The 23,502-nt window shown below is 64.5% G+C and carries 24 protein-coding genes, 1 tRNA gene and 3 pseudogenes; 4 read left to right on the plus strand and 24 right to left on the minus strand.

What is annotated here, in order from left to right; translation table 11 throughout:
* Window positions 1–129 precede the first annotated feature (129 nt).
* The 12 genes and pseudogenes from DM816_RS16465 to DM816_RS16505 all read right to left on the minus strand — a co-directional run bounded on the left by DM816_RS16465 (window position 130) and on the right by DM816_RS16505 (window position 8,553).
* A complete protein-coding gene (locus DM816_RS16465) occupies window positions 130–1,014 on the minus strand; it encodes a tyrosine-type recombinase/integrase (protein WP_211588733.1) in 885 nt (294 codons plus the stop codon).
* A 319-nt stretch (window positions 1,015–1,333) separates the two neighbouring features.
* Window positions 1,334–1,510 (minus strand): hypothetical protein, encoded by a 177-nt coding sequence (locus tag DM816_RS42615; RefSeq protein ID WP_162907539.1) that lies wholly within the window; start codon window positions 1,508–1,510, stop codon window positions 1,334–1,336.
* Entirely contained in the window at window positions 1,507–1,818 is a 312-nt protein-coding gene (locus DM816_RS45815; protein WP_117211122.1) for an integrase core domain-containing protein, read from the minus strand. The genes DM816_RS42615 and DM816_RS45815 overlap by 4 nt, the downstream gene beginning before the upstream one ends.
* A pseudogene (locus DM816_RS16475) lies at window positions 1,799–3,147 on the minus strand (IS30 family transposase). The gene DM816_RS45815 and the pseudogene DM816_RS16475 overlap by 20 nt, the downstream one beginning before the upstream one ends.
* Window positions 3,148–3,252: 105 nt before the next feature.
* A pseudogene (locus DM816_RS44530) lies at window positions 3,253–3,843 on the minus strand (IS3 family transposase); the annotation flags it as partial.
* The gene (locus DM816_RS16480) at window positions 3,840–4,130 is read right to left on the minus strand and encodes a transposase (RefSeq protein WP_162907541.1); all 291 of its coding nucleotides are present in this window, start codon (window positions 4,128–4,130) and stop codon (window positions 3,840–3,842) included. The pseudogene DM816_RS44530 and the gene DM816_RS16480, both read right to left, overlap by 4 nt.
* A 47-nt stretch (window positions 4,131–4,177) precedes the next feature.
* Complete coding sequence (locus DM816_RS42620) at window positions 4,178–4,342, minus strand: hypothetical protein (protein WP_162907536.1); 165 nt, start codon at window positions 4,340–4,342, stop codon at window positions 4,178–4,180.
* Window positions 4,343–4,466: 124 nt separating this feature from the next.
* Window positions 4,467–4,694 carry a winged helix-turn-helix domain-containing protein gene (locus tag DM816_RS16485; RefSeq protein WP_117211125.1) on the minus strand — a complete coding sequence of 76 codons (228 nt, stop codon included), beginning with the start codon at window positions 4,692–4,694 and terminating at the stop codon, window positions 4,467–4,469.
* A 179-nt stretch (window positions 4,695–4,873) separates the two neighbouring features.
* Window positions 4,874–5,383, minus strand: a complete 510-nt coding sequence (locus tag DM816_RS16490; RefSeq protein ID WP_117211126.1) for a hypothetical protein — start codon at window positions 5,381–5,383, stop codon at window positions 4,874–4,876.
* A 16-nt stretch (window positions 5,384–5,399) separates the two neighbouring features.
* The gene (locus DM816_RS16495) at window positions 5,400–6,251 is read right to left on the minus strand and encodes a GNAT family N-acetyltransferase (protein ID WP_211588734.1); all 852 of its coding nucleotides are present in this window, start codon (window positions 6,249–6,251) and stop codon (window positions 5,400–5,402) included.
* Window positions 6,248–7,759: an APC family permease gene (locus DM816_RS16500; RefSeq protein ID WP_281274335.1), complete on the minus strand. Its 1,512-nt coding sequence runs from the start codon at window positions 7,757–7,759 to the stop codon at window positions 6,248–6,250. The genes DM816_RS16495 and DM816_RS16500 overlap by 4 nt, the downstream gene beginning before the upstream one ends.
* Before the next feature lie 35 nt (window positions 7,760–7,794).
* On the minus strand, window positions 7,795–8,553 hold the full coding sequence (locus tag DM816_RS16505; RefSeq protein ID WP_117211127.1) for a GOLPH3/VPS74 family protein: 759 nt from the start codon (window positions 8,551–8,553) through the stop codon (window positions 7,795–7,797).
* A 521-nt stretch (window positions 8,554–9,074) separates the two neighbouring features.
* On the opposite strand from DM816_RS16505, the gene DM816_RS16510 reads away from it, so the two are divergent.
* Window positions 9,075–9,647 (plus strand): class IV adenylate cyclase, encoded by a 573-nt coding sequence (locus tag DM816_RS16510; protein WP_117211128.1) that lies wholly within the window; start codon window positions 9,075–9,077, stop codon window positions 9,645–9,647.
* Here DM816_RS16510 and DM816_RS16515 read toward each other — a convergent pair.
* The 4 genes and pseudogenes from DM816_RS16515 to DM816_RS44535 form a co-directional block, all read right to left on the minus strand.
* The gene (locus tag DM816_RS16515; protein WP_117211129.1) at window positions 9,644–10,444 is read right to left on the minus strand and encodes an endonuclease/exonuclease/phosphatase family protein; all 801 of its coding nucleotides are present in this window, start codon (window positions 10,442–10,444) and stop codon (window positions 9,644–9,646) included. The genes DM816_RS16510 and DM816_RS16515 overlap by 4 nt on opposite strands.
* 12 nt (window positions 10,445–10,456) lie before the next feature.
* Window positions 10,457–10,948 (minus strand): dTMP kinase, encoded by a 492-nt coding sequence (locus DM816_RS16520; RefSeq protein WP_342768715.1) that lies wholly within the window; start codon window positions 10,946–10,948, stop codon window positions 10,457–10,459.
* Window positions 10,857–11,123: pseudogene (locus tag DM816_RS45820) on the minus strand (dTMP kinase); the annotation flags it as partial. The gene DM816_RS16520 and the pseudogene DM816_RS45820, both read right to left, overlap by 92 nt.
* Window positions 11,069–12,169, minus strand: a complete 1,101-nt coding sequence (locus tag DM816_RS44535; RefSeq protein WP_117211147.1) for a radical SAM protein — start codon at window positions 12,167–12,169, stop codon at window positions 11,069–11,071. The gene DM816_RS44535 and the pseudogene DM816_RS45820, both read right to left, overlap by 55 nt.
* Window positions 12,170–12,363: 194 nt before the next feature.
* Between DM816_RS44535 and DM816_RS16535 the strand changes: the two genes are divergently transcribed.
* Complete coding sequence (locus DM816_RS16535) at window positions 12,364–12,690, plus strand: helix-turn-helix domain-containing protein (RefSeq protein ID WP_162907543.1); 327 nt, start codon at window positions 12,364–12,366, stop codon at window positions 12,688–12,690.
* Between the two features lie 126 nt (window positions 12,691–12,816).
* Window positions 12,817–14,211, plus strand: coding sequence for a helix-turn-helix domain-containing protein (locus DM816_RS16540; protein ID WP_117211133.1), 1,395 nt, complete (start codon window positions 12,817–12,819; stop codon window positions 14,209–14,211).
* Here DM816_RS16540 and DM816_RS16545 read toward each other — a convergent pair.
* On the minus strand, window positions 14,208–15,224 hold the full coding sequence (locus DM816_RS16545) for an NAD-dependent epimerase/dehydratase family protein (protein ID WP_117211148.1): 1,017 nt from the start codon (window positions 15,222–15,224) through the stop codon (window positions 14,208–14,210). The genes DM816_RS16540 and DM816_RS16545 overlap by 4 nt on opposite strands.
* 427 nt (window positions 15,225–15,651) lie before the next feature.
* Between DM816_RS16545 and DM816_RS43805 the strand changes: the two genes are divergently transcribed.
* On the plus strand, window positions 15,652–17,457 hold the full coding sequence (locus tag DM816_RS43805; protein ID WP_211588736.1) for a hypothetical protein: 1,806 nt from the start codon (window positions 15,652–15,654) through the stop codon (window positions 17,455–17,457).
* Window positions 17,458–17,550: 93 nt separating this feature from the next.
* Here the strand turns inward: DM816_RS43805 and DM816_RS16555 are convergent, their stop codons facing one another.
* From DM816_RS16555 to DM816_RS16585, 7 genes are all read right to left on the minus strand, one after another.
* Entirely contained in the window at window positions 17,551–19,854 is a 2,304-nt protein-coding gene (locus DM816_RS16555) for a hypothetical protein (RefSeq protein WP_211588737.1), read from the minus strand.
* Window positions 19,839–19,912, minus strand: a tRNA-Arg gene (locus DM816_RS16560). The genes DM816_RS16555 and DM816_RS16560 overlap by 16 nt, the downstream gene beginning before the upstream one ends.
* Window positions 19,913–19,969: 57 nt before the next feature.
* The gene (locus DM816_RS16565; protein WP_211588738.1) at window positions 19,970–20,437 is read right to left on the minus strand and encodes a hypothetical protein; all 468 of its coding nucleotides are present in this window, start codon (window positions 20,435–20,437) and stop codon (window positions 19,970–19,972) included.
* Window positions 20,438–20,467: 30 nt separating this feature from the next.
* Window positions 20,468–20,965: a hypothetical protein gene (locus DM816_RS16570; protein ID WP_211588739.1), complete on the minus strand. Its 498-nt coding sequence runs from the start codon at window positions 20,963–20,965 to the stop codon at window positions 20,468–20,470.
* Between the two features lie 10 nt (window positions 20,966–20,975).
* Window positions 20,976–21,347, minus strand: a complete 372-nt coding sequence (locus tag DM816_RS16575; protein ID WP_117211151.1) for an ADP-ribosylation/crystallin J1 — start codon at window positions 21,345–21,347, stop codon at window positions 20,976–20,978.
* Between the two features lie 429 nt (window positions 21,348–21,776).
* Window positions 21,777–22,562 carry a nucleotidyltransferase domain-containing protein gene (locus DM816_RS16580; protein ID WP_425455246.1) on the minus strand — a complete coding sequence of 262 codons (786 nt, stop codon included), beginning with the start codon at window positions 22,560–22,562 and terminating at the stop codon, window positions 21,777–21,779.
* The gene (locus DM816_RS16585) at window positions 22,549–23,205 is read right to left on the minus strand and encodes a nucleotidyltransferase domain-containing protein (RefSeq protein ID WP_246001990.1); all 657 of its coding nucleotides are present in this window, start codon (window positions 23,203–23,205) and stop codon (window positions 22,549–22,551) included. Before DM816_RS16585 ends, DM816_RS16580 begins: the two co-directional genes overlap by 14 nt.
* Window positions 23,206–23,502 lie beyond the last annotated feature (297 nt).

Genomic DNA, 23,502 nt, shown 5'->3' on the forward strand with positions numbered 1-23,502 from the left:
ACGAGATCTCCGGTGGTGACGGTCGCCTTGGTCGACGACTCATCTACCGGAGATCTCTCTTATTGTCCAATCACGACACACACGCTCTGCCGAGTCGTAATCAACGATTCCAGCAGCGAAGACCACTTCTTAAACACGCCCTAGATCGGTCAGGCACAAGTGCCGCATGGTATGTGTCGAGAACCGTTGCACCCCTGCGGCTATGGCGATGCGGCGCACTACCTTCGACCAGGTCCACAGCGTCAGCGGCTGGGCGTGGTTGCGGCGCGACTCGGACAGAAACAGCGGTCCCCGGGCACGGCTGATGGTCGCGCGATGCGCCAGATATCCTGACAGGACAACGGAAGTGGCCGCCGAGTACGGCACCACTCGCTCCCGCCGGTTCTTCGTGGTCTCCGCCCGCACCCGCAAGGTTCGGTGCGCGGGATCCAGATCGTCGGTTCGAAGGGAACACAGCTCCTCGCGGCGCAGGCCCGCATCGTAGGCCAGGGCCAGCATCACCCGGTTACGCACCGGCTCCCGGGCGGCCACGGCGAGCACATCGAGCCACTGCTGCTCGGTGGGGATCCACGGCAGTTTGCTCAGCCGCGGCACCAGTGCACGTTGCTGCCCGCCGAACCGCCGCCCGGGAGTGTAACGGCCACGACCGACCGGATTGGACGCTCGAAGGCCTTCCTCCATAAGGAAGTCGTAGAACAACCTGACCGGGACCAGCCTCTGCTGCAATGTCGCGTTCGCCAACCCAGCAGCCGAATCAAGGGATACCACGTTGGCTCCGTGACGGCTCGGCCGGCTGGTCAGCTCACGCACATACGCGGCGATATGAGCCCTGGTCGCCGTCACCGGATCAACGCCATCCTGCTCGCACATCTGCAGGTACTCGGCCAGGCCACGGGCATAAGCATCGATCGTGCGTGGCGCCCGTCCCAGGTCAACCCACACAAGCAGCCACTCAGCCGCCCGCTCATGCCGGCCCAGGACCGGCCACCTGTCCTCCATCTGCTTGCGGTCCAACACATCTCCTTAGTCACGTAGAAAGCCCCGGAGATCATTCCCCGGGGCCGGTTCAGATTCCACGTAACTTTTAAGATGATCAAAAGGCAGATGTACGGCCGCGCCAACTTTGACCTGCTCCGCAAACGAGTCCTGCTCGCATCGTGAGAACCTAGCAGGGTCAACAACTTTCACGGAAAGCGGGTCAGATCCAGAATTCAGCCGTCGTTGACACTGCCGTCCAATTTAGACAGGTGTCGTCTCTCGTCCGTCACCACCGAGCTGAAACAGAGGCGGAAATCCGATAGATCCGTCATTGATGCAGACCGCCGATGTAGGCTTAATCGGCGAGGTCAGCGAGTTCGACCTCAGTCGCCCATCGGACAGTGCTGCCCGCGGTGGTTTTGGTGACGCGCAGTAGGGCCGGAACATGTTGGGCGACCGCGCGCATGTGGCTGATGACCACGACGAGGTGTCCTGTGAAGTGCCACCCGTTGACCGGACACCGGATCTTCATGCAACGAGGGTGAGGTTGTGACGATATCCGATCCGCGCCTCGTACGGTGTGCGGTAGCCCAATGTCGAGTGTAGACGCTGCCGGTTGTAGTAGGTGAGATAGTTCAGAACATCTTGACGGGCAACGGTTCTGTCGGTCCAGACTCTGGTGCCAATCTCGGTTTTCAAGGTGGCGAACCAGCTTTCCGCAGCGGCGTTGTCGTAACACGAACCGGTCCGGCCCGTGGAGGGCCGCAGCCGCGCCCTGGTCAGCGTGGCCCCGAACTGGGTCGAGGTGTACTGCCCGGGTTCAACCGGTCGTCGCAACATTCTGTATTAGATCGATAATAGCTGTTCGTTCATGGCTTCGGCGGGTGTCCTCCAGCCGAGTGTCTTGCGGGGCCTGCTGTTGAGCGTGGCTGCTACGGCGTCGAGGTCGTTGCGGGTCCAGCGGGTCAGGTCGGTGCCTTTGGGAAAGTATTGGCGCAGAAGGCCATTGGTGTTTTCGTTGGTACCGCGTTGCCATGGGCTGTGCGGGTCGGCGAAGTAGACCTGGACACCGGTGTGGATCGTCAGCTGAGCATGCTGGGCGAGTTCCTTGCCACGGTCCCAGGTCAAGGTCTGACGGAGTTGGTCAGGCAGGGTGGTGATCGTTGTGGCGATCGCGTCGCGGACAGCCTCGGCGCCGTGGCCGGCCAGGGCCGGGCCGTTCTTGACGCGTGACTCGACGCCATAGCCTTCCATGCGTGGTAGGTGCAGCAGCATCGTGAAACGGGTCGTGCGCTCGACGAGTGTGCCGATGGCGGATTTGTCCAGGCCGATGATGAGGTCTCCCTCCCAGTGGCCTGGCACAGCGCGGTCCTCCACCTCTGCCGGCCGTTCACTGATCATCACTTCGGGCGTCACGTGTCCGGTTGCGCGCTGGCGGGCGCGGGCCCTGGGAACACGTAACGCGCGCCCGGTTCGCAGGCAGGCAACAAGTTCACGTTTGAGGGCGCCGCGACTTTGAACGTAGAGCGCCTGATAGATCGCCTCATGCGAGATGCGCATGGACTCATCATCCGGGAAATCAACCTTCAATCGTTGCGAAATCTGCTCTGGACTCCACGCGCTCGCCCATCGCCGGTCCTCACGCCGTGGCTTGTTGCGGCCTTTCCATTGGGCCGCAGCCGGTCCGGGCACAGGTTTCCCGTCAGGGCGGCGGACCTGGCCCGCCAGGCGCTCCTGCACGTACTCACGCAACCGATCGTTGGTGACGAGCTTGGCCGTCTTGGGTCGCCGTGCGAGCAGCTCGGCTTTCCACTGCGCAACCGACGCCCGGTAGTCGAGCTTGCCTCCCCGCGTCGCCGCATTGCGGCGCAACTCTCGGGAAATCGTCGAGGGATCACGACCTGTCCGGCGGGCGATCTCCCTGACCCCAACACCTTGCGCTTTCAGCAAGGCGATCTCCTCACGTTCCTCGAACGATAGGTACCGGCCTGTGAGCGGGGAAAGCATGAATGACGGCATGCCACCACGTTCCCGGAACCAGCGGCTTCCGGCCGCCTGCGACACGCCGACCGCGATCGCAGCGTTCTCACTGGTGAGCCCTTTCGCGATCTCACGCCAAAAGAGGCGCTCGACATCCCGCCGAAGCGACGGCGCCCCCGGCGACTTCATCGCCGACCTGCCGTCAACGCCTTCATCCACGCTGCTGGCCTGCCCATACCCCACCTCCACCTCGAGGTGTTGCGACGACCAGTTGAATTCACCTTGCGATCCCTTGTCGGAGTGGAAGATTGCGCCGGGGCGGGTCAGCCCACGGGCTGCGGCTACCTCGATCGCCTCGCAGACCAGATCAGCGCGCATGTGCTCGGCCATCGCGTGCCCGACGACCTCGCGGGTGCACAGGTCGATGACGGTGGCCAGGTACAGCCACCCCTGCACGGTGGGCAGATAGGTGATGTCGCCGACAAACACCTCACCCGGCCGGGCAGCGCCGAAGTCGCGGCACAGCAGGTCCGGCGCGGCTACGACGCCAGCCTCCGTTACGGTCAACGACCGGCGCCGCCTGCGAGTCAACCCGACGATCCCACGCTGGCGCATGATCCGCTCCACCCGCTTGCGGTTGACCCGCCGCCCGTCGCGACGCAACTGCACCGTGACACGCCTGGCACCGTACGCTTTCCGGTGCGCCACATGGATTCCGGCGATCCGGTCGGCGAGCTCGTCGTCGGCTGCCTCCCGCCGCGCCCGTGCCGGCTCTGCGGCCAGATACTCGTAGAAGCCCTGACGGCGTACACCCAACAGCCGGCACAACCGCTTGACGCCGTACGCGGCGCGGTGCTCGGAGATGAACCGGTAGCGGTAGGTCATCGACCCATCTCCTTGGCAAAATAGGCGGCTGCCTTGCGGAGAATCTCCTCCTCCGTCTCCAGCTCAGCGACCCGCTTTCGCAGCTCACGAACCTCGGCATCCCTATCGTCGACAACCGACCCGCCGCGACCAACCTGCCGGACCTGACGCTCCTTGGTCACCCACGACTGCAACGTCGCATAATGAACCCCCAGCTCACGAGCCACTTCCCGGGTACCACGACCAGAAAGCACCAGCGCCACCGCGTCCCGCCGGAACTGCTCCGGATGCTTCGACTTACCTGCCACCAGGACATCCTTCCCCAAGACAATGTCTGGACTTCAGGGTGTCCGGATCAGGGGTGGCACCTCACACTGATGAACCGCACATGCTCGCCCAGCAGCCGCGACAAGCCGGTCTGCTCGGCCAGTTCCAGCAGCGGGACCAGACCCGCGTGCGACACAAGATTGTCCTCATCGAACACCGCGCCGTCCGCGCGCCGGACATGAAATGCTTGCACCGAGAGTGCCTTCCAAGCCGGCCTGATCAAGGTCCTAGACAAACCTGATTATCCCAGCACGACAGGCACTCTCATCACATCTCCATACCGCTCACCGACTGCACACGCCGATCAGTCCACGGATTCAGGCTAAGATCCTGTCGACCTCCTCGCGGACATAAAGGGCGTCGCCGGGACGGCCGACTATAAGCTTCTCCACCTTGAGAATGAGCATCGCGGCGCGGACCGTGCCGTAGCTCACGCCATGTTCCTCGCAGAGTTTGGCGACGGATGGCAGGCGATCACCCGGTTTGAGCTGTCCGGCTTGGATCTGACGCCGGATGTCGGCGGCAAGTTTCTCAAACTTGCTCATCAGGTCAGGCCTTTCAATCTAGGGGAGCGCCTGATGCTAACTCAACTATGTTGAGTTAGCAAGGCGGGCTGCTTGGGGTTGTGGCCTAACCCCAAGCCCAATCAGATGCACTGCTTCAGCTCACCGCAACGATTGGCGCCAGGCAGCACAGCACATCGTTTCGCATTCCGCGCGCACAGCTAGTCGGTCGGCCTGGTCACATGGTGTTTCAACTCTTCGGAGATTGCATGCGCCAACACCTCACCCACCCGAACCGTCAACCCTCGCATCGTTTCGACGAGCGCCGCCAATCCTTGCTGCAATGCCTCCTGACCCAGTTCCAGGCGCTCGACCTTCTGGCACATGGCTGCGTGATCCTGCATGAGGACTGCATGGTTGTGCTCCAATTTGGACAAGGTCTGCCGCATTCCCGACTGGCTTGCCTCGAATCCGCGAATGCGCGAGTCGATCCCGGCGATCTGCATCTCGACTTTGCTGGACGCCATGACCTGGATTCGCGCCAGGCTGACCAGGCGGTCGTCCACCGTCTCGAAGCGCTCCTCGGTCCAGGCGGCGTGGACGGCGAAAGTCTCGTTGACGTCGCAAATCGCCTTGGCAACGGTGGCCACGGCAGCGTCCGATCCCACGAGTACCTCGCCTAGCATCTCGTCGACTTTTCCCGTTCTGCGCTCGACTCCGTGCTTGCTCACTTTCCGTTGTCCTTTCCTAGTTTGTGATTGCTATTTGTTGGAAGCGTCGGGGCCCTATCGCATGACCATTGATTCTCGGCACGTGGTGAACCCGAGACTGGTTTGTGCTGCGGGTGCGGGATCGGTCGACTGTGGTGGCCGCGAATGACGGGCGGGAGGTGGTATCAGCGGGCGCGATCCAGCGCCGACGCTTGCCAGCGGTTGCGGTTCGGCCCTGGGCGGGGCGTGGTTGGTGCGGGTCATCGTGGTATCTGTCTTTTCGGGATCGCTGGCGTGGGTTGCGTCGCATCGGCCAGAGTGGCGGGCCGTCATCGGGAAGGTGGAAAGGCTCTGCGGCGTGGTAGCCGTGGCGCAGGTACAGGTTCCGGCTGCGGATGGTGGAGGCTTCCAGGTAGGCCGGGATGCCCACCCGGTCAAGGAACGCGTGGTGGTGCTTCAGCAGGCTGCTGCCCACACCCTTGCTCTGTTCGGCCAGCGAGACGCCGAGGAAGGCCAGGTGATGATGGAACTCGGTGGGATGCCGCTCGGCGAAGGTGGCGTCGAGCAGCTGGAACCGGTCGGTCCACGGGCCGCATGCGGCGGCCAGCTGCGCGTCGTAGTTGGCCGGGCCGGGTGTGTCCGCTGCGCGCGGGTACCAGATCGCCACGCCGGTGCGCTGCCGGTTCAGCCCGATGATCCCGTGGCACAGGCCGTGGAGAACGAAGATGGCGAAGTACTTGACGTAGATCCGGCGGCGTACCGCTACATCGGGGATCGGCCAATCACCGACCGGGGAGATCAGGAACGCGTCGGCCAGCAGCCGCGACACATACTCGACGTCGGCCGGTTGTGCCCGATCGATTTCGGCCTCGGAAAGCATGCTGGTCATGACCGGCTCTCCGCCATCGGTGCGGCGTCGGCGAACGGGTTGGCGGCCGGGGCGGCGTTCGCGCCGAGCCCGATCGTGTCGTAGACGTCGGGCCGCCATGTCTTCAGCAACCCCGCCCAGATCAGCCCAAGCACGGCGGCGAAGGCGAACGAGGCCGGGAACGCCCACCGCAGCGGGGAGGCCGGGTCAACGCCGAGCAGGATCGCGAACTGGTCGACGGTCAGGTACAGCACCCCGCCCAGTGCCACGGTCGCCAGGACGGGTGCGGCGATGCGGTGCCACAACGGCTCGCCGCGCCGGTCGCGGGCGAAGAAGCAGACGACGGCGGCGGAGGTGAGGGTCATGAGGATCAGCACGCCGAGACCACCGGTGACGGTGACCCAGAAGAACAGGTGCACGATCGGGTCGGCTCTAGCCAACGCAAAGCCGACCAGGACGACGAATGCGAGGACGCTCTGGGTGATCGAACCCGCTTTGGGGGCACCGGTGCGGCGGCTGGTGTTGCCCAGCCCGCCGGGTTGGACGTGTTCGCGGCCGAGGGAGAACAGATACCGGCCCACGGTGTGGTGGAAGGACAGCAGCGCGGCGAACAGGCTGGTGATGAACAGCATGTGCCCGAGGTCGACGACGAACTGGCCGACGTGCGGCTGCACGAGAGTGAAGATCAGTTCGGTGGAGTGTTCCTGCGCGGCGGCGACGATGTTGTCTGGGCCGGTGGCGATGGTGAGTGCCCACGCCGACAGGCCGTACAGCGCACCGGTGACGGCGACGGCGATGTAGGTGGCTCGGGCGATGGTGCGCTTGGGGTCGCGGGTTTCTTCGCTGAACACCACGGTTGCCTCGAACCCGACGAACCCGGTGACGGCGGTGACCAGTGCCGCGCCGATCCAGGCCGAGAACAGGAAGCCCGGTGACAGGGTGGAGAAGGTGATGCCGCCTTCGGCCGGGTGGGCGACCATGACGACGGCGAACAGCGCGGCGATGGCGATCTCGGCCAGCAGCATGATGGCCAGCACACGGCCGTTGATGTCGACCCGCAGCACGCCGAGCACGGCGACCATAGCCCATCCGGCCAGTGCGCACAGCCACCACGCCACCGAGACCCCGAACCGCTGGTCGAGGAAGCCGGACAGGACGGCGCCGAATCCTCCGTACAGGCCGATCTGCATGGCGTTGTAGGCCAGGACCGCGATGAAGGCGGCGGCGACGCCAGCGGGCCTGCCCAAGCCCTGGCTGATGTAGCTGTAGAACGCGCCCGCGTTGACCACGTGGCGCGACATCGCCACATACCCGACCGCGAACACGGCCAAGATCGCCGCGACGGCCAGGTAGGCGATCGGGATGCCGGTGCTGCCGGTAATCGCGAAGCCGGACGTGGCGCCACCCGCGGTGACGGTCAACGGTGCGGCGGCGGCCATCACGAAGAACACCACCGAGGCGGTGCCCAGACGGCTGCGCGCCAACGTGTTGGCCACGTTGCTGGTCCGCACTGGCTTTGTTGTGGTCACGAAGGAACTCCCGGGGAATGAGAGGGGTTGATGTTTCAGGTGCGGTGCGCGAGCACCGCATCACCGATAGCGGCATGCGTGTGAAACAGCAGTGCCCGCATCGGAGTCCAGAGGGTGCGCACAGAGCGGTTGAGGTAGTCGAAGGTCTCGGCGGGGGCGCCGTCGAGCAGGTATGTGTGCAGGCCGGATGCCAGTGCCAGACCGGCCAGGCACAGCGGCTCGTACTCCAGCGGCTCGTGACGGCGCAGATGCTGCGACAGCATCGCCCACGGCCAGGCAGCGACGTTGACATCCACCGGCACATACAGCACGCCTACCTGGCGGCCGAGCTTGCGTTGCGCCTCCATGTGTACGTGGCCGGCGCGCAGGAGCCGCATCGCGATCTGCCCGGGGGCATGCTGGCCAAGAAACGCCAACCATGTCCGGATCGAATGGGCGCGTGCCGCCTCAGCAATCACCTGGTCGAGGATCAGATGCATCAACGCGTCCGCCGGTGGACGGCTATCCAGCACCGTGATCCGGTCGTCTTCCACGCCGATGTGCCTGCTGCTGATCAGCTCGGCCAGTAACGCGGCAGCGCAACCCAGCTCGATGGCCCTGGCGTGCAGCCGGGGCTTGCCTGTGCCGTCATGGTGGGAAAGCCAGTAGAAGTCGTCCGCGAGCGCGAACACGAGAATCTGGCCTCCCTCCGGCAACAGGCGCGGTGCACAAACGACATTGGGTTTTCGTGGTGCCACCCCTTTTGTGGACTGGGCACCGCCGTCTGAGCAGCGTCCGGTCACGGCGGCGTTCATCACCTAAACAGCGGCTCATCGATGTCGGCTAGCGATCTTCGTTAGTGCTGACAATTCATTGACATCGCTGTCCGTAGTCACCAAGCGGAGCCGGATGGTTCTAGTCCAGGTGATCGTCCGGGGTCAGAATCGGTGGGCATGGCCGCGCCACCGCGCAGGCCGTGCACCGTGGGCGGCGAACTGATTGGCGGCCAGCGCCAGCCCCATTCGATGCAGGCCCGGTCGGGCCGGTGTGTGCGCCAGATCGCGACCGCCTCTGCACGGGTCAGGGACTGGCTGCGGTCCGCAACGCCGGTAGGTGACAGCTGCGGTGCGTGCATGTCTGCCATGGCGGTCTACCCCTGTTGGATCGTCCGCACAGGTATTGCTGCTGATACGGGTAGGGGACTGCGGATATGACCATGTCGGCGGGCGCTGACATGTAGGTCAGACACAGCGCTGACACGCCATTGACTCGGCACCGAACCGGTGACCCGGTGTGGACGCCCAATACCGTCCGGCCGGGCGTTAGGCTGCCAGGCGTGCAAGAGTCGCCGAGCACCCTCGCTGGGGTCCAGGAGATCGAGGTCAAATACCGTGTCGCGCGGCTGGAGCCGCTGCTGGACGCCCTGGCCTTACGCGGCGTGGTCTTGTCCGACCCGATCACGCAGGACGACCAGGCATACGCGCCCGCACATTGGGATTACGGCCAGTCGAAGGTGGGCGTGCCGTTCGCGCGTCTGCGCACCGAGGCAGGCCGGCACCTGTTCACTGTGAAGGTGCCGGTCGACAACGAGATGGCCTGCCGGGAGCACGAGAGCCTGGTGGCCGATCGGGATCAGATGCATCAAGCGTTGCTGGCCATGGGTTTTAGGCCCACGATCCGCATCGTCAAGACGCGCCGCACCGGTGTGCTCGATGGTCTGTCGTTGTGCGTGGACGACGTCCAGCACGCCGGTGGGTTCCTGGAAGTCGAGCAGCTCGTACCAATTACCGAGTCCGGTCTGGCGACGCAGCGACGCCTCGACGAGTTCGTCATGTCCTTGGGTGTGCCGGTGCAGCGCACCACCGACACCTACGACTCGCTCATCCGCGCCCAACTACTCGGCGTTTAGAACAGCGTTCCCGTCCCGGTCAGACCCGCTGGATCCAGCTCAAGACGGCGAAGCGGCGCCATGTCCAGCCCCACGGCGACAGCCGCATGGTCGGACAGTTTCAGTTCCCGCGGCTGGTGAAGGTAATCGCAGCCGGTCAGCCGGTCCACGAGCGCTGCGCCGATGTGGACATAGTCAAACCTGTAGCCGTTGCTGGTACGGCCGATCCAGCTATGTGCCTGAACTCCCGGACAGCAGTGCTCGTGCGCATCCGCCAAGCCGTACTCGTGCAGTCTGTCGAGCATCTCGTACTCGAAGGGCAGGAATCCGCGATAGGCCGGTCGGTGGTCGCGAGCGATGACGTTGTAGTCCCCGCCGAGGACCAGGCGGTGCCGCTGCGCTTCCGGAAGCCGCGCAATCGCGTCCAGGAACGTGCTGACGAACACGCGTTTGCGTGTCACCTTGTCCGGGGCACGGTCGCTGGAGGGCACGTACACGCCGATCACGGTGAACGGCGTGTCGATGTCGACAGTGGCGGCCACAGCGCGGCCGGGAATGCTCACGCCGGCCAGCAACTCGGGTCGCGCGGTCACTGGAACCCGGGCGAGCAAGGCCACGCCGCGCTCGCCGGGATGCGGTGTATGCAGCACCGCCATACCCGCCCGCCGGCACTGCTCAAGCAGATGAGCAGTGCCCTCCCCAGCGCTGGTCTCGGTCAGGATCACCAGGTCGTCATCGCGGGTATCCAGCCATGCCAGCAGGTCGCGGGCACGAGACAAGGCTGGTGCCTGGATGTTCAGCGTCAGCAGCGACAGCATCCCCTTATGGCCTCACTCGATTGGCTGACCGCGGTTGTCGGTGTCGAGCAGGTCGACGATACCGGCGACCACCTGCTCCGGGTTCTTCCCCTGGCAGTCGATGACGTGCTGACGCCACGTTTCACCTCCCAGGAACGCCATCGCCCGCCGGTACAGCTCCAGCTCTTGCCGCGGATTGCCGACCTGCTCCAGCCGAGTCAGCGACTCACGCGCCGCCAACCGGCCGGCGATCACCTCAGGGTCCTCCTCCAGGTAGAACGTGATCGCGGGCATGACGTAGCGGTTGTAACTCCAGATCTCCGGCAGGTCCAACCCGTCCAGTGCCTGAAGCACCAAGGAGGACGGCACGTAGCGGTCGGTGACCACATGGCTGCCCGAGTCCAGCCTCGGAATGATCCTCTTCCTCGACGTGGGCGCTGCGGTCTGCGGCCAGCGCGAGCGCGAGTGCCCGGCCGTGCAGCACCGCCTCCGACCGGCGCAGCAGGCGCCCCAACGGCGTGTCAGAGGGCTCGCTGGTCACGTGCGTCTCCCGACCCGTGCGGGCCTGCAGCCGCGCGGCTAACCGGCCCGCGACCGTGGTCTTGCCGACCCCGTTGGGACCCTCGACCGCGATAAACAGGCTGGTCACGACCGAACCGCTGCCAATGGGAGGAGTTGTCGTCCTTCGGCGACCGGGCATTGCTCGGCATCCACAGCGCCGATGCGCTCACCCGCCGCGACCACAGCGGCGGGGCAGCCCTTGCCGCACCCGGAGGCCATCTGGCACGAGCCGCACGTCGGATTGCCGCCCATCGGGAACCGGGCATGAAAGTCGTAGGCATCCAACGACTCGGCAACGCCACTGTCGATGATGTTGCCGACCAGGAAGTCGGTGTCCGGGTGACGCGACTGCGGCGTCCGTGCGGCGAACACCAGGTACGGGCAGACCGCCACCTGACCGTCCACAAACACATAGATCAGCTTCCCGGCATCGCAGCCGCCCAACGGCTTGCCGTGGTTCGGGAAGCGGATATACACCATGTCGAGCCGGTCGGCGAACCGCTGCGTCACTGCCTGGATCGCCCTCATGGCCTCCTGCGGCGCAGCCAGCCGGCCCTGACTTTTCACCCCCCGCCCGAACGACGACAGCGGATTCATCAGCACATACCTGGCGCCCACCTCGGCGGCGAACTCGCACAGATCCGCGAACTCACCCGGCTCCGTCAACGCGTTCGGGGTCGACAACAGGCCCTGCAAAAGCCTGGCCTGTGCGAACTTGCGCGTGGTCGCCACCGTCGCGGCAAACGACGAGCGGTCACCACGGAACTTGCCATGAGACTCGGCCCGAAAGCCGTCGAAGGACACGTTGACGTGCACGTTGCCCAACTCCGCCAGGTAGGCGATCTGCTCATCGGTGATCTGGGTTGCGTTGGTGCACACCCCCACCGGCAGGCCCGCACCCACCACCGCCGCGCAGAACTCCAGCACGTTCGGGTGGACAAACGGCTCCCCACCAGTCAGCGTCACCCGCTGCACCCGCGCACGCATAAGCTGCGGCAACACCACGTCAACGAAGATGTCCAGCGGCATGTCACCGCCCACAGCGGTCGAGGACACGAAACAGTGGGCGCAATGCAGGTTGCACCGCTCGGTGATCTGCACCAGCGCCTTCCGGCCTACACCGCCAACCGACGTGCGAAAGTAGCAGCTGCTGGCATGCGTGTCGACAATCAATGATCGAGTCACCTGATGCTCCCTGCCCTCATGTTCATGATCGGCCATGACGTATCTGCGGCCCGGAAACTGAATTCAGCTCACCTGCCGTGCTGTCGGAGAACCGGACCCGCATTGTGAGTTAAAGTCAGCGCACACGATGTCGGTCAGGGCCGACAGCCACAATTGACATGGCATTGACACGGGCAACCAGCCAAGGAGGCGAGGTGATCACGCCGCAAGACATCCGACAGGCCAAGCGGGCGCTTGGCGCTCAGCTCGCCGCGCTGAGCAAAGCGGCAGGACTGCGGCAAGAAGACCTCGCCAACGCGGTGCACCTGTCGCGTAGCAGCATCGCCAACACCGAGATCGGCCACCAGGTCAGTGCGAAGGACTTTTGGGAGAGATGCGACGAGCTTCTTCGTGCTGACGGCAACCTCATCCAGGCCTACGAGCGAGTTCGCGACGTGGAGGCCCACTACCGCCAGCACCATGTCACTGCCGGATCGCGGCCGGACTCGGTGATTCCCGCCCTAGCCACCACCGTCCGTTGACGTACCAGACCCTGCCCGGCCCAGAGCTCGACAGGATGACCATGGCTCGTCACGCTATACCTATCGTCATCGCCCGCCTACTAGTTATAACGATCAGAATCGAGGGATTACGGCAGGAGTGGCCAAATGATTACGGCGCATGACATTGCGGAAGCGAGAAGGTCACTTGGACGGAAGCTCGCGGCGTTGCGGCAGGCTGCGGGATACCGCCAAAAGGATCTTGCGAGAGAGCTCATCGTGTCGCGCAGCTCGATCGCCAACACCGAGGTAGGTCGCCAAGTTAGCGCTCGGGATTTCTGGGTGCGTTGTGACCAGGTGCTCCGAGCGGGCGGCGGGCTGGTCCGCGGCTATGACGACCTACAGGCTTTGACACGCACTCATCGGGTGCAGGTAGCGGAGCCGACTGAGGCGAAGCGGGTTACCGAGTTCCGTGAGCCGGAAGGCAGGCCCACATCGGACGCGTCGGCTGAGCACGGACAAGATAGCGTTGTTCTGCGGTTGCGATTGGACGGCCGGGAGTCTCTCGATCAGTCCGCCGACGAAGCGCTTGTCTTCGCCGCAGGAGCAGCGCTGGGGTTGGCCGCGGAAACGACGACCGACCTGTTCGAGCAGGTCAGGTATATTGCGCGCGACTACGCGGGTCACCATAGATGGCAGACCTTCGCTCTTGCACGGCAACTGCGTGACTTGGCATTCGATCTCTCAGCCAAGACACGACGACCGAACGACCTTGCTGATGTCTATCTGATTGCATCTTTGTGCAGCCTATTGATGTCATCGGCCGCTTTTGACCTCGCTCACCCCAACACTGCGGCGGGGTTGGCCCGCGCTGCACGAACTCTGGCCGGTATTTCAGGACATGCAGAAGCCGAGGTGTGGGCGCTAGGTCTTTTGGCAACACTATCCAACTGGCGGAACCAGCCAGAAAGGGCACTCGGCCACATTGAGCAGGCCCGATCCGGAGCGTCCAGCTCTGTGAGCCTGTATCGCCTGAACCATATTGCGGCACGCTCCCATGCCCTACTTGGGAATCGGAGGGCTACCGAAGACGCCATGTCGCAAGCCGTCCGTCATTACCCAGGGGAGGCCGGCGGCGGCTTCCTTCAAGACGAAATCGGCGGAGAGTTCCGGTTCGATCGTGCTAGGGCGTCTGCATGTGCCGGGGCGGCATGGCTGCATTTTGGCGATGGCGTCTTGGCTCAGCGCCATCTGCGCGAGGCGCTTGACGCGTACCACGCTCTTCCGACAGCACTGCGGCCCTGGGCGCCGGTCAATGGCGCGCGGGTTGACCTTGCGGCTGCGCTTGTGCTCGCTGGCGACCTTGACGGCGCCGGCATGGCGATGGAGCCGATCTTCGGACTACCTGTCACTCATCGGATCTCCACGATTGCCGGCAGGCTCTCAGCGGTCCAGAACCAATTGCGCGAGCCTCAGTACCGGCGGAGTGCGCTTGCGCAACAGCTCGATGACCGGATTACTCAGTGGGCGCATCACCAGCAACGCGCGGTCAGTGATCGCTAGGCCAGTGAAGCAAGTATGTCGCTTTCGCGTTGCCGCGATAGGCCGATCTCAGTGGAGCGTTCATTGATCAATGCCTGGTCCGTTGTGGACAGCCATTCCCAGGTCGCAGCAACGGTTTCCAGGAGGGGCCGACATTTCAGGCCGTTGGAATGGGCAGCCGTAGAGTCGACCTGCCATACGCCGCGGTGGGTCCGCCACAGCGGTAGCTCGGACCATTGCCTGACACCGTGTGCGCGGAGTAGATCATCTGGCACCCAGACCAGCTCCGCGTTCGAGTCCGTGACCTTCTTGCACGCGTTGAGCAGGTCAGCGAAGGTGTCCCGGCCGATCGGTGCGGTGATGTTGAACGTTCCTGCGGTCCCTGCCACCAGGCTATCCAGGACGAAGTTGGCAACGTCGCGCACGTCCACCGGCTGGATGCTTCGGTCGCGTGCTCCGGGAGCCAGCACGTGACCGCCAGCGGCGATACGTCGCAGCCACCAAGGCAGTCGGCCAACGTACTCGCCGGGGCCGAGGACGACGCCCGGTCGCACGTTGATGGTTCGCTCCGCCCCGAAGGTTTCCAGCACGGCGCGTTCGCAGCCCGCCTTAAGCCGTCCGTAGCGGGTGGGGCCGTCCTCAACATCGGGCGGCCCAAAGTCTTCGTCGGCGTCGGCCGGGCAATCAAGGACGCGTGCGGCTTCGGACAGTGGTTCGGCCGGCCAGCCCTCGTAGACGCTGACGGTGGACACAAAGACGCAGCTGTCGCAGACAGGTTGCAGCAAACGTGCGCCACCGAGCACTTGTTGTGGCACGTATCCGCACATGTCGACTACCGCTTCCCATGCGCCGGACTCGGCGAGGTGTCGCATGTCGGTAGGGTTCGTCCGGTCGCCGCGGAGAGCCTGCACGCCGGGCACGTCGGCGCCAGATTGCCCTCGGTTGAAGGTGGTGACGTGCCAGCCGCGTCGGAGCGCAGCCTCGACCACCGTGCGACCCAGAAACAGCGTTCCACCGAGAACGAGCAAGCGCATGATCAGTATCATCGCCTCCCCGGCGCGGAGACACCAGGGGAGGGTGCTGGCGCGCATGGACAGGTGATCATTCCACTGTGCGGTTGCGCCGGAGCCAAGCGGAAACGTCGATCTTGCCCGCTGCCTGAAGCAACGAAAGGACACTTGACTGCGGTGCCGGGGGATCATGCCCCCGCCACCGCATCGGCATTTTTGCTAGTCGTTTGTTTCGTCGGCTGGCTTCGAGTGTCGGCGGTCGCCGAGGATACGTACGGTGGTGCTCAGTTTGATTGGTGCGTCTTCAGGGCCGCTTCTCCGCACCAAGAAGATCATCGATTTAACGGCGGGTGGGTCTGATGGTCAATGTGGGAGGAAGACCATCGCCAAATTGCTCGCCGACATGTAAGGTTCCCGCCATGTCAAAGAGAATCGAGTCCCTGTTCCTCCGGTGAGCGAGGTATACGAGCGCGAGGCGCTCGACCGCCCGGTTTCCTTGTACGAACACGCATTGCGTTTGCATCGTTTGGCGCCGGACGAGCCGCTGCCTGGTGGAGGACATCCGTTCCCGGACACCTGCGATGACCACCGTGTTCCGCATCAAGAACGTCTACGTGCCCCTTCTGCTGTATTGCGTCAGTTCATCGAGAATCCAGACGCGTCGGCACAGGACTTACACGACCTATGTGCGCAGATGACCTTCCACGCTCGGGATGTGAAGCAGGTCCTCGTCGAGGAACTGGCTCCCGAGCCTTCACCGCGGTTGCGTGAGGCCAGCCGGTGGCTCGTGCGTCACGGCACCAACCGGCGTGCGGTCATGGTGGGGCTTGGCCTAATGCGGGGTAATGCTGAGCTACAGGATGCGCCTCTCATCAGGGTCATCGGGCTGCTACGCGCAGTCGATCAGCTTGCCGCAGAGGTACTGGCCGGCATTGGCGGAGCTGAGTTGGATCTGATCTGGCTGGCGGAGCGGTCGCGGAGCTTCACTCGGATCGTCGCAGTCGAGGCGCTGGCGGAGCACTCTGATGCGCAGGTGCGCGAGTGGGTGCTGTCCACGCCCCGGGACCTACTTTCCGGCGACCTCGCCCGGAAAGTCGCTGAACGGCAAGATTTAGCGGCGATGCTCGACCGCCCCGAGGTGGCCGATGATTTGTGGGATCAGGCCGGGAATCTTCTGCTGGCCATGACCAGTACGCGCAACTACCAGTCCGAGATCGGCCGGTACGAGAACGCGCTTGCCGTCTATCAGCGTTGGGTGACCGTAGCGTCCCAGCGGCCCGCCACCGTGCCACGCGCCGCACTGCTGGCGATGGTGGCCGAGGACGTGAGGACTGGCCAGGCGGCACCGGTTGCTGGCGAGCTTCGCCACGGCTTAGTCGCCGAGATACTCAGTGTGCTGACTTCACCGGCATGGATGAAGGTGCTGCGTCGCAGTGCCGCGTCGGCTGGCGATCCTGTCGAGGCAAGGCGAGCGGCCTGGGTTGTCAACCAGATCACCCGCGACGATGTGCCGAAGACCGGGTTCGCCGTGCGGATCGTGGTGCCCGACCCCGTACCTGCCGGCTTTCCCCAGGTCGAGGCTAGGATCGTGATCGATGGTGTGCCCGTGGTTGCCGCAGCTTTCAATAAGGGCCCAGCTGAGAGTCCAGAACTGCTGGTGGGCAGCGGGCGACTCCAGGCAGCCAGCGAACCCAGACAGATCAGGCTCGCCGAAGCGTACTGCACGGAAGGATGCTGCGGCGGACTGTACGTCACGATCGTGCGCCAGGGACCGGAGGTTGTCTGGAAGGACTGGCGATTGTCGGCAACAGGGACGAGTTCCCCGGACTGCCTGCCGCCAGAGGTCCGGTTCAACGCCGTGGAGTACGACGACGAGGTCGCGCGGGCCGAGCAGGACTACAGCTGGGAGTGGCCAGCCAGGACGGTAGCCCGGCTCGTGGCCGGCCAGCTGCGCGCCGACCCCGCGATTCTGGGCCGGTGGGACTGTTCGCCGGGCTGGTGCACGGCCTGGTTGCAGGACTACGACAGCGCACGGCTGACTTTCATGTATCCCGCGACCCGGGTGTCGTTTGACGAGCCGTCGGTCCAGTTCGGCGTGGTGATCGACGTCGCGGACCGCGATCCTCAGACTCTGGCCACCCACGTCATTGATTCATTGCGAAACGCCGATCCAAAATTGTCGGCGGAAATGATCGGCGGGAGCAAGAACGGCGCCGAAGCACTCGGCCTGGTGTACCGACCCCCGAGCCGCTGGTGAGCGGTCGGCAGGCGAGTCAACACCTGACGGCTCGCCTGCCGCCTCCTGGCGAAGACCAGCAATTGGCAAAAGTGTTGCGGCGCTTCCTTTTGCCTACCCCTTGGCCGGCCGGTTGGGTTGCAGGAGCCAGTGACCGTTTGTGGACCATCCCAGTAACCGGCGGGCTGTTCCGGCGGTGCCGGATTGATCGAAGGAACCGCCGTCGAGGATGTGGCTGAGGCCGTCGAGGGCGGGTTGAAGCCGTAGCTGAACATGATCGGCCTGAGAATTCAAGGAACTTTGCGCGTCGGTCACGAACCGCCGCTGGATGGCCGGGGCGGTTTGCGACAGATAGAACAGCATGTGCCGCCACGCGTACGCGAGATCTTTGACGGTGCGCAGCGGTCGCGGGTTATGGTCGAGCTGCCTGGCCAATTCCACTATCCGGTTGAGACATTGCTGAGCGAGGCTGTCCCAGCCCTTGGCCGGTGTGACATCGGCTTTGGCGACGAGCGTGGCGAGGTTGTGTGTGGTCAGAATCTGGGCCTGCTCGATGACCATTCCGTTGGCTGCCACCGAGTATCGGCTGGTCGGGTTGCTGGCCCGGTCGTGGCAGAGAGCGTCGAACGTGGTCGAGGTGCGGGCAATCCGCCACCTGCGGCGGGTGTCGTCAATGGCAGACACTGCTGCGTAGTCGATGCCGTAGTAGCGCTCGTACAGGCTGCCGTGCAGCAGTTCGGCAGCGGTCTTCGCGGCGTGCAGGAACTTGGCTGAGAAGGTGCCCATGAAAATGTCGGCGGCCAGTTCCTCGACCCATGGCAGTTCGATGTTCGCTTGCTTGGAAAGCGTTGCGAGTTCGGTGATCATGGGGTTGGGCAGCACGGTGGCCGGGAAACCGTTGAGGACCAGGCCGCCGAGGCGGCGCAACGTGTGTGCCGCGTGCTTGTTGGCCGTGCCGGCGATGCGGCGATGCCTGTTGAGGGCCTGTATCCACGGCAGCTCGTGTATGCGGACTTGATGTTCCAGGTTTAGCAGCAGGAGCGAGCGCCGGTTGCGGAACGCCCGGTAGTGTGCTGCGGCAAGGGTTTGCAGCGCTGGATCGGGGTAGCTGACCGCGATCGTGGCAGCGGAAAGCTGTGGCACGAGGGTGGCCAGCACTTCTGCTGATCCGATCACACCTGCCGCGATGAGTTCCTCTGGGGTGCCGGCCTGCGCTCGGCGCACCACCCGGGCGATCGATGGCGGGATTGCGGCTCCCGGCGGCAGACCTGTCTCGGCTGCCTCATCCGATGCGACGGAGGCGATGGCCTGCGCTGTGTCAGCTATGCCGGTCTCAGCTGGTTGTGCGGCAACCCGCCCGGCCACGAGAACGGCGAGAGCCTGGTGGGTGGGCCGGGCGGCGTCGGCGGCTTGCCGCTCACGAAGCGCGGTGTGAGCGTCCGAGCCGATCGGGCCGCGGCGGCGCAGCATCGAGTCGACGGCATGCTGTAGCAGTCTGGCTTCCCGTGAGCCGATCCCGGTGCCGGCGACATACTTTTCCAGCGCGCCGCGCAGGATTGCCATGTTCTCTTTGGGCTTGCGATGTTTCGAGCACCAGGTGTGGGTGGCGGCGAGGCGCCGGTATCGGTCCAGCAGTGCGACGGCCTGATTTTTCCAGCCGGGCGGAAACTGGTAGCCGACGCGGCCGGTGTCATCGGCGCTTTGGCACCACAGGGCAAGCAGGTCGTCGGCGAACGGGTTCCACACCGTGAGTGCTTCGCGCATCGACTCGATGCGCGGATTGGGCTTCTTGGCGGTCAGGGTCTGACGGACGTGACCGGCGGTTTCCCGCCACACGATCTCCGGATCGCCCGCTCGTTCATCAGCTGATGCTGGCGCGAAACGTAGCTGGCCAGCGTAGGGCAGCAGGGTGTCCACCAGCTCGGTGGCACGATCACGGTCGTCGGCCCGTAGCAGCCACGCCACTGCCGGCAGCGCTGCCTCTTCCGGTACCTCGATGCGGTACCTGCCGGAATCCAGGATTGCGTATAGCTCGGTCATGCCCGGCTCGGACAGGTAGTAGGCGAACAGCGCGCTGCGTTGCGATGGCAAACCCATCCGCTCGATGACGGCCAGCTCATGGTCACGCAGCGGCCCACCGGCGGCTGCGGCTCCGGTGGCGAAGCCGCCCCGGACGACCTCTGGTGTCACCCACGCAGGCAGCCCAGCTACCGGGGTACGGGAGCCAACGGTCACAGTGCCATCCGTCATGCCTGCCAGCACGCTGTGCCACCGCTGCACGCGTTGGCCGGCGCGTCGCCGGGTGGCGGCGTCTTCGTGTGTGGCCGCGGTCACTAGCGCAGCGGCGAGCTGCCCGGCCGCGTAGCCGAGCCCAATCGGAGGGGTTTCGTTGTTGCTCATCGCCAGCGTGGCGGGCACTGCCCCCGCACCCTCCGGGTCCGAAGCCCGGTGCTCTGCCTAATTGAGCTACACGCTGCTGAAACTCCCGGCCACCCTAGGCGGACCGAGGCTGCATTCGCCAGCGAGATAACTCTCAGCCCTCGCTGCTGCCACCGGACTGATACTGCCGCCACACGGCCCTCAGCTTCTCCAGCTCAGTGCGAGGAAACGGGTGTCCCCATTTATCCTGATAGCGGCTTTCGCCGCGTTCTGATGCGACCGTGTCGAACCCCCGGATGATGGCGCGGGCCAGCGTGTCGACGGTTTGCCAGCTACTCCACAGCTGGATACCGGCCTTGTCGTGCCGTTGGCGATCGGGCATTTGAAGCATCTGAATCCAGACGTGGTCGCCTTCGCGGAAGAAGATCCAGCGGAAAATGGTCGGCTCCGCCTCGAACTGAGCGCGTGTTTCGCCGGGCATAGCGACGATGCGGGTGACGGCTTCCAGCAGATCGTTCGGCGCCAGGGTGATGTACGAGGCGGTCGCCTCCGCTTGAGTTTGATCGTCGGCTACCAGGCAGTCGGCCCAGCCATGGCCGCTGAGCGTCCAGGTGAACGTCATGCCCGGCATCGGGATATCCCCCTCGTTAAATCAGGCCCGTTGTGAAGTAACCAGGCTGCGCTTGAGTTTCTGGATGGTTTTCAGGACTTCGTCGCGGTGACGCGCTGATTTGAGCCACGCGGGGAGCTTGGCGACCATCGACATCCGCCGCCGGTATCCCTCGCCCATGCGGACAGCGTCGGAACGTTCACGGATGGTGGCGGCGATGTAGGATTCCACAAAGGACAGATGGTCGAGGTTGTAGGCCCACAAGAGATTCCCGCCGCAGCACGTCTTCTGAAGCCACAGCGGCAACCCGAACACCGGGTCGCCCACAGTGCCACGCCTGCCGGTGTAAATGGTCAGGCAACGTGCCGTCTTATCTCGGTGGAAGCCGCAGGACCGGCAGACCACACGCCACTGCCGGGCCTGGTAGAAGTTTTCGCTGCCGTCAGCGGTGAACACCCGGGCGGGCTGGCCGCAGCGTGGACACACGACCAGAGCGTTACCAGCGAAATGATGAACGGTGATCTGCCGATCCCGGAACACCTTTGACTGGTCAGCCATGGCGCTCGTCCTGTGGCGGTGTGGGCCGGAATTCGTGTACTACCTCGATGAGGCCGACAATGTGCCGGTTGAACTCATCGAGTTCCTCGGCCGGCACCCACAATTCGAGGATGTCGCGCCCGCCTGCCTGCTGGACTGGGTACCGGGCAACGAACTCGACGTCGACCTCGAAGCGCGTGACATATCCAACGCCGGACGCGGGAACGTTCCAATCCCGGGCGATCATGATGGCATATTGCTCGTTGAGCACCGGGTAGAAGATCGGCTGATCCGGGAGCCGGGGTGGCCAGTAACGCCACCCGGACTGGCGTACCAGCTCCAGTTCCTGCGGGCCGGTGGGACGCCAGAGCGTGACCGTCTTCATGGTGTTATCCCCGTTCAAGTCGGGCGGGAGGAGCCGCGTGGGTTGCGCCGAAGCGGATTCGCCTGCCGGGCTGCCGTGATGGCTGGCAGCAACGGCTGATCGCGGGGCGGCGCCGATGGAATAGGCAATAGCCTCGGCGGCACACTCGTAATCGCGGGCGAGCGGACCAACAAGGGCTGGCTCTGGCTCACACGCCTCGATCAGACCCCTGGTCAGATCCCGGATACGGTCCGCGTGTGTCAAACGCTGCGGTTTACGGTGACGGCGTTCGATGTTGCGCCAGCGGCGGAGCCCGATGGCCGCCAGCCGTTGCCGGTTTCCCGGTACAGGGACCGGGCAGCCGCTGTTCCACAAGTCCTCCAGCGCCTGGATGATCGCATGCAACAGCGCTTCTCTGTTGCCATCGTTGTCTTCGGCCACGTGGGTCATCTACTTCCCCTTTTGGCCGTCCGTCTTGAACGGCGCGAGGCGTGCGTGGACGATCAGGTCGTGCAGCGTGTCGTAGGCCGTGGCCCGGTCGGGCAAGCTCGTATCAACGGCGGCCTGCTCCAGAGTGCCACGCAGCCGGGTAACCGCGGCGGCTAGCCGCTCTGCCGCCACGATGTCGGCGAGCTGGCGGTGTTCGCCTTCCCGCTTGGCGGCGATCAGCTCCGGTACAAAGGGCAGATCGTGTTCGTGCCAGAGCAGGCGCAAGTCACACAAGATCTGGCCGGTGTGCATCAGGTGAATGCCGGTTAGCAGCACCCGCAACGTGTATAGGGCCGGTTTCAGTTCACCGTTGCGCTCGAACAGCTTCCACTGCGTGGCGGCGAACCCGAGGTAATGGTGGGCGTGATGGCGAGTCAAGAACTGTGGTGCCAGCGCCACCAACTGTTGATGCAGCGGCGAGGTGGCCACAACGAGCGGCGAGAGCAGTTGCTCGGCCACATAGCCGTTGTTCTTCAGCAGAAGCCGGCAGAACTTGAGCAGGTCATGGGTGACGAGATCAAGCTCCACGCCGTCGCGTGTTCCCATGTGCTGCAACGTGTCTTCGCCGTGACTCAGCCCCACTACCTGTTCGGCGGGCAGGACGTGCACGCCGCGCATGTCCACGTCGGAGTCGACCGAGGCGAACCCATACAGGTGCGCGCCGGAAATCGTGGCGAACACCAGCGGATATGGCTGCTCGCCGACGATGGTGTGTAGCCAGCCGGGCAGGTCGTCAGAGTTGGGCACGGCGGGTCCTGATCAGGAAATCGTTGACAGTGTTACGGTCCGGCTCGTCCGGGAGCATCGTTTTCCCGGCAGCGTCACGCAGCTGATCCTCCAATAGGGAGGACCATTGCTGGATCTCCTCCCACGAACGTTCACCGCGCTTGACCACCAGAAGATCCTCGCGGTGATCGCTGACATCGACCAGGATCTGCCCGGTCCTGAGCACGTGCGCTCCGGCAAGCAGCAGCCGCAGCATGTGCATAGCCTGCTTCCACTTGACCCTGTTGCTCTTGCGGCGGGAAGCCTCAAGCCGCTGAAACTGGTCACGCGCGTAGCCACCATAGGATTGAGCCACCCTGCGGGACAGGAACGCCTGCCTCAGCTCCAGCAGCTCGCTACCCACCGGTGTGATCTGCTCAACGATGGGCGACCAGAGACACTCCAGCACCGTCGGATTGGCCTGCAACGCCAGGTCACAGCAGCGCTCCAGCTCCCATGAAAACTGCTCCTCGGCAGGCCCGTCCACATGCGACGGTGGCTTATCCAAACCCCAGAACAGCTCGGTAGGCGCCAGATAGACACCACGACGGTCTGTATCCGACTCAGCCTGGGCCAGGCCATACGCCCGGGAGCCCACGACGCACGCGTATACCGTGTGACCCATGACAAGATCATGCGATGTCGTCAGCCCGGTAGCGGAATGAGCAGGCGTGGACGGTGGCATCCCGCGATCCTGCCAGTTCACCAGCAGGAACGCACACGATTTGTGATCCCGGTCCAGCGGCTGATCACCCAGGGAAGTACGCAATTCGTACATAGGTGACTGGGTGGGCATTTTGTCATTGGCTATCAGGCGCAGGTGCCAGCCCCGGACCCGTCCGCCCTCCCGCACCAGTTCGATGCAACCCGGCCATGGACTCCGCATAGGCAATGAGGGACGCTATGCCAATGCCTGCGCAAG

It is taken from the genome of Allorhizocola rhizosphaerae, from assembly GCF_003426775.1.
Classification (GTDB): Bacteria; Actinomycetota; Actinomycetes; order Mycobacteriales; family Micromonosporaceae; genus Allorhizocola; species Allorhizocola rhizosphaerae.

Bases quoted from the DNA above. Each gene is read 5' to 3' on its own strand.
- DM816_RS42615 (WP_162907539.1), bottom strand. From the start codon at position 1,510: ATGAAGATCCGGTGTCCGGTCAACGGGTGGCACTTCACAGGACACCTC.
- DM816_RS45815 (WP_117211122.1), bottom strand. From the start codon at position 1,818: ATGTTGCGACGACCGGTTGAACCCGGGCAGTACACCTCGACCCAGTTC.
- DM816_RS16485 (WP_117211125.1), bottom strand. From the start codon at position 4,694: ATGAGCAAGTTTGAGAAACTTGCCGCCGACATCCGGCGTCAGATCCAA.
- DM816_RS16495 (WP_211588734.1), bottom strand. From the start codon at position 6,251: ATGACCAGCATGCTTTCCGAGGCCGAAATCGATCGGGCACAACCGGCC.
- DM816_RS16505 (WP_117211127.1), bottom strand. From the start codon at position 8,553: ATGAACGCCGCCGTGACCGGACGCTGCTCAGACGGCGGTGCCCAGTCC.
- DM816_RS16515 (WP_117211129.1), bottom strand. From the start codon at position 10,444: ATGCTGTCGCTGCTGACGCTGAACATCCAGGCACCAGCCTTGTCTCGT.
- DM816_RS16540 (WP_117211133.1), top strand. From the start codon at position 12,817: ATGATTACGGCGCATGACATTGCGGAAGCGAGAAGGTCACTTGGACGG.
- DM816_RS16545 (WP_117211148.1), bottom strand. From the start codon at position 15,224: ATGCGCTTGCTCGTTCTCGGTGGAACGCTGTTTCTGGGTCGCACGGTG.
- DM816_RS16565 (WP_211588738.1), bottom strand. From the start codon at position 20,437: ATGACGTTCACCTGGACGCTCAGCGGCCATGGCTGGGCCGACTGCCTG.
- DM816_RS16575 (WP_117211151.1), bottom strand. From the start codon at position 21,347: ATGAAGACGGTCACGCTCTGGCGTCCCACCGGCCCGCAGGAACTGGAG.
- DM816_RS16585 (WP_246001990.1), bottom strand. From the start codon at position 23,205: ATGGGTCACACGGTATACGCGTGCGTCGTGGGCTCCCGGGCGTATGGC.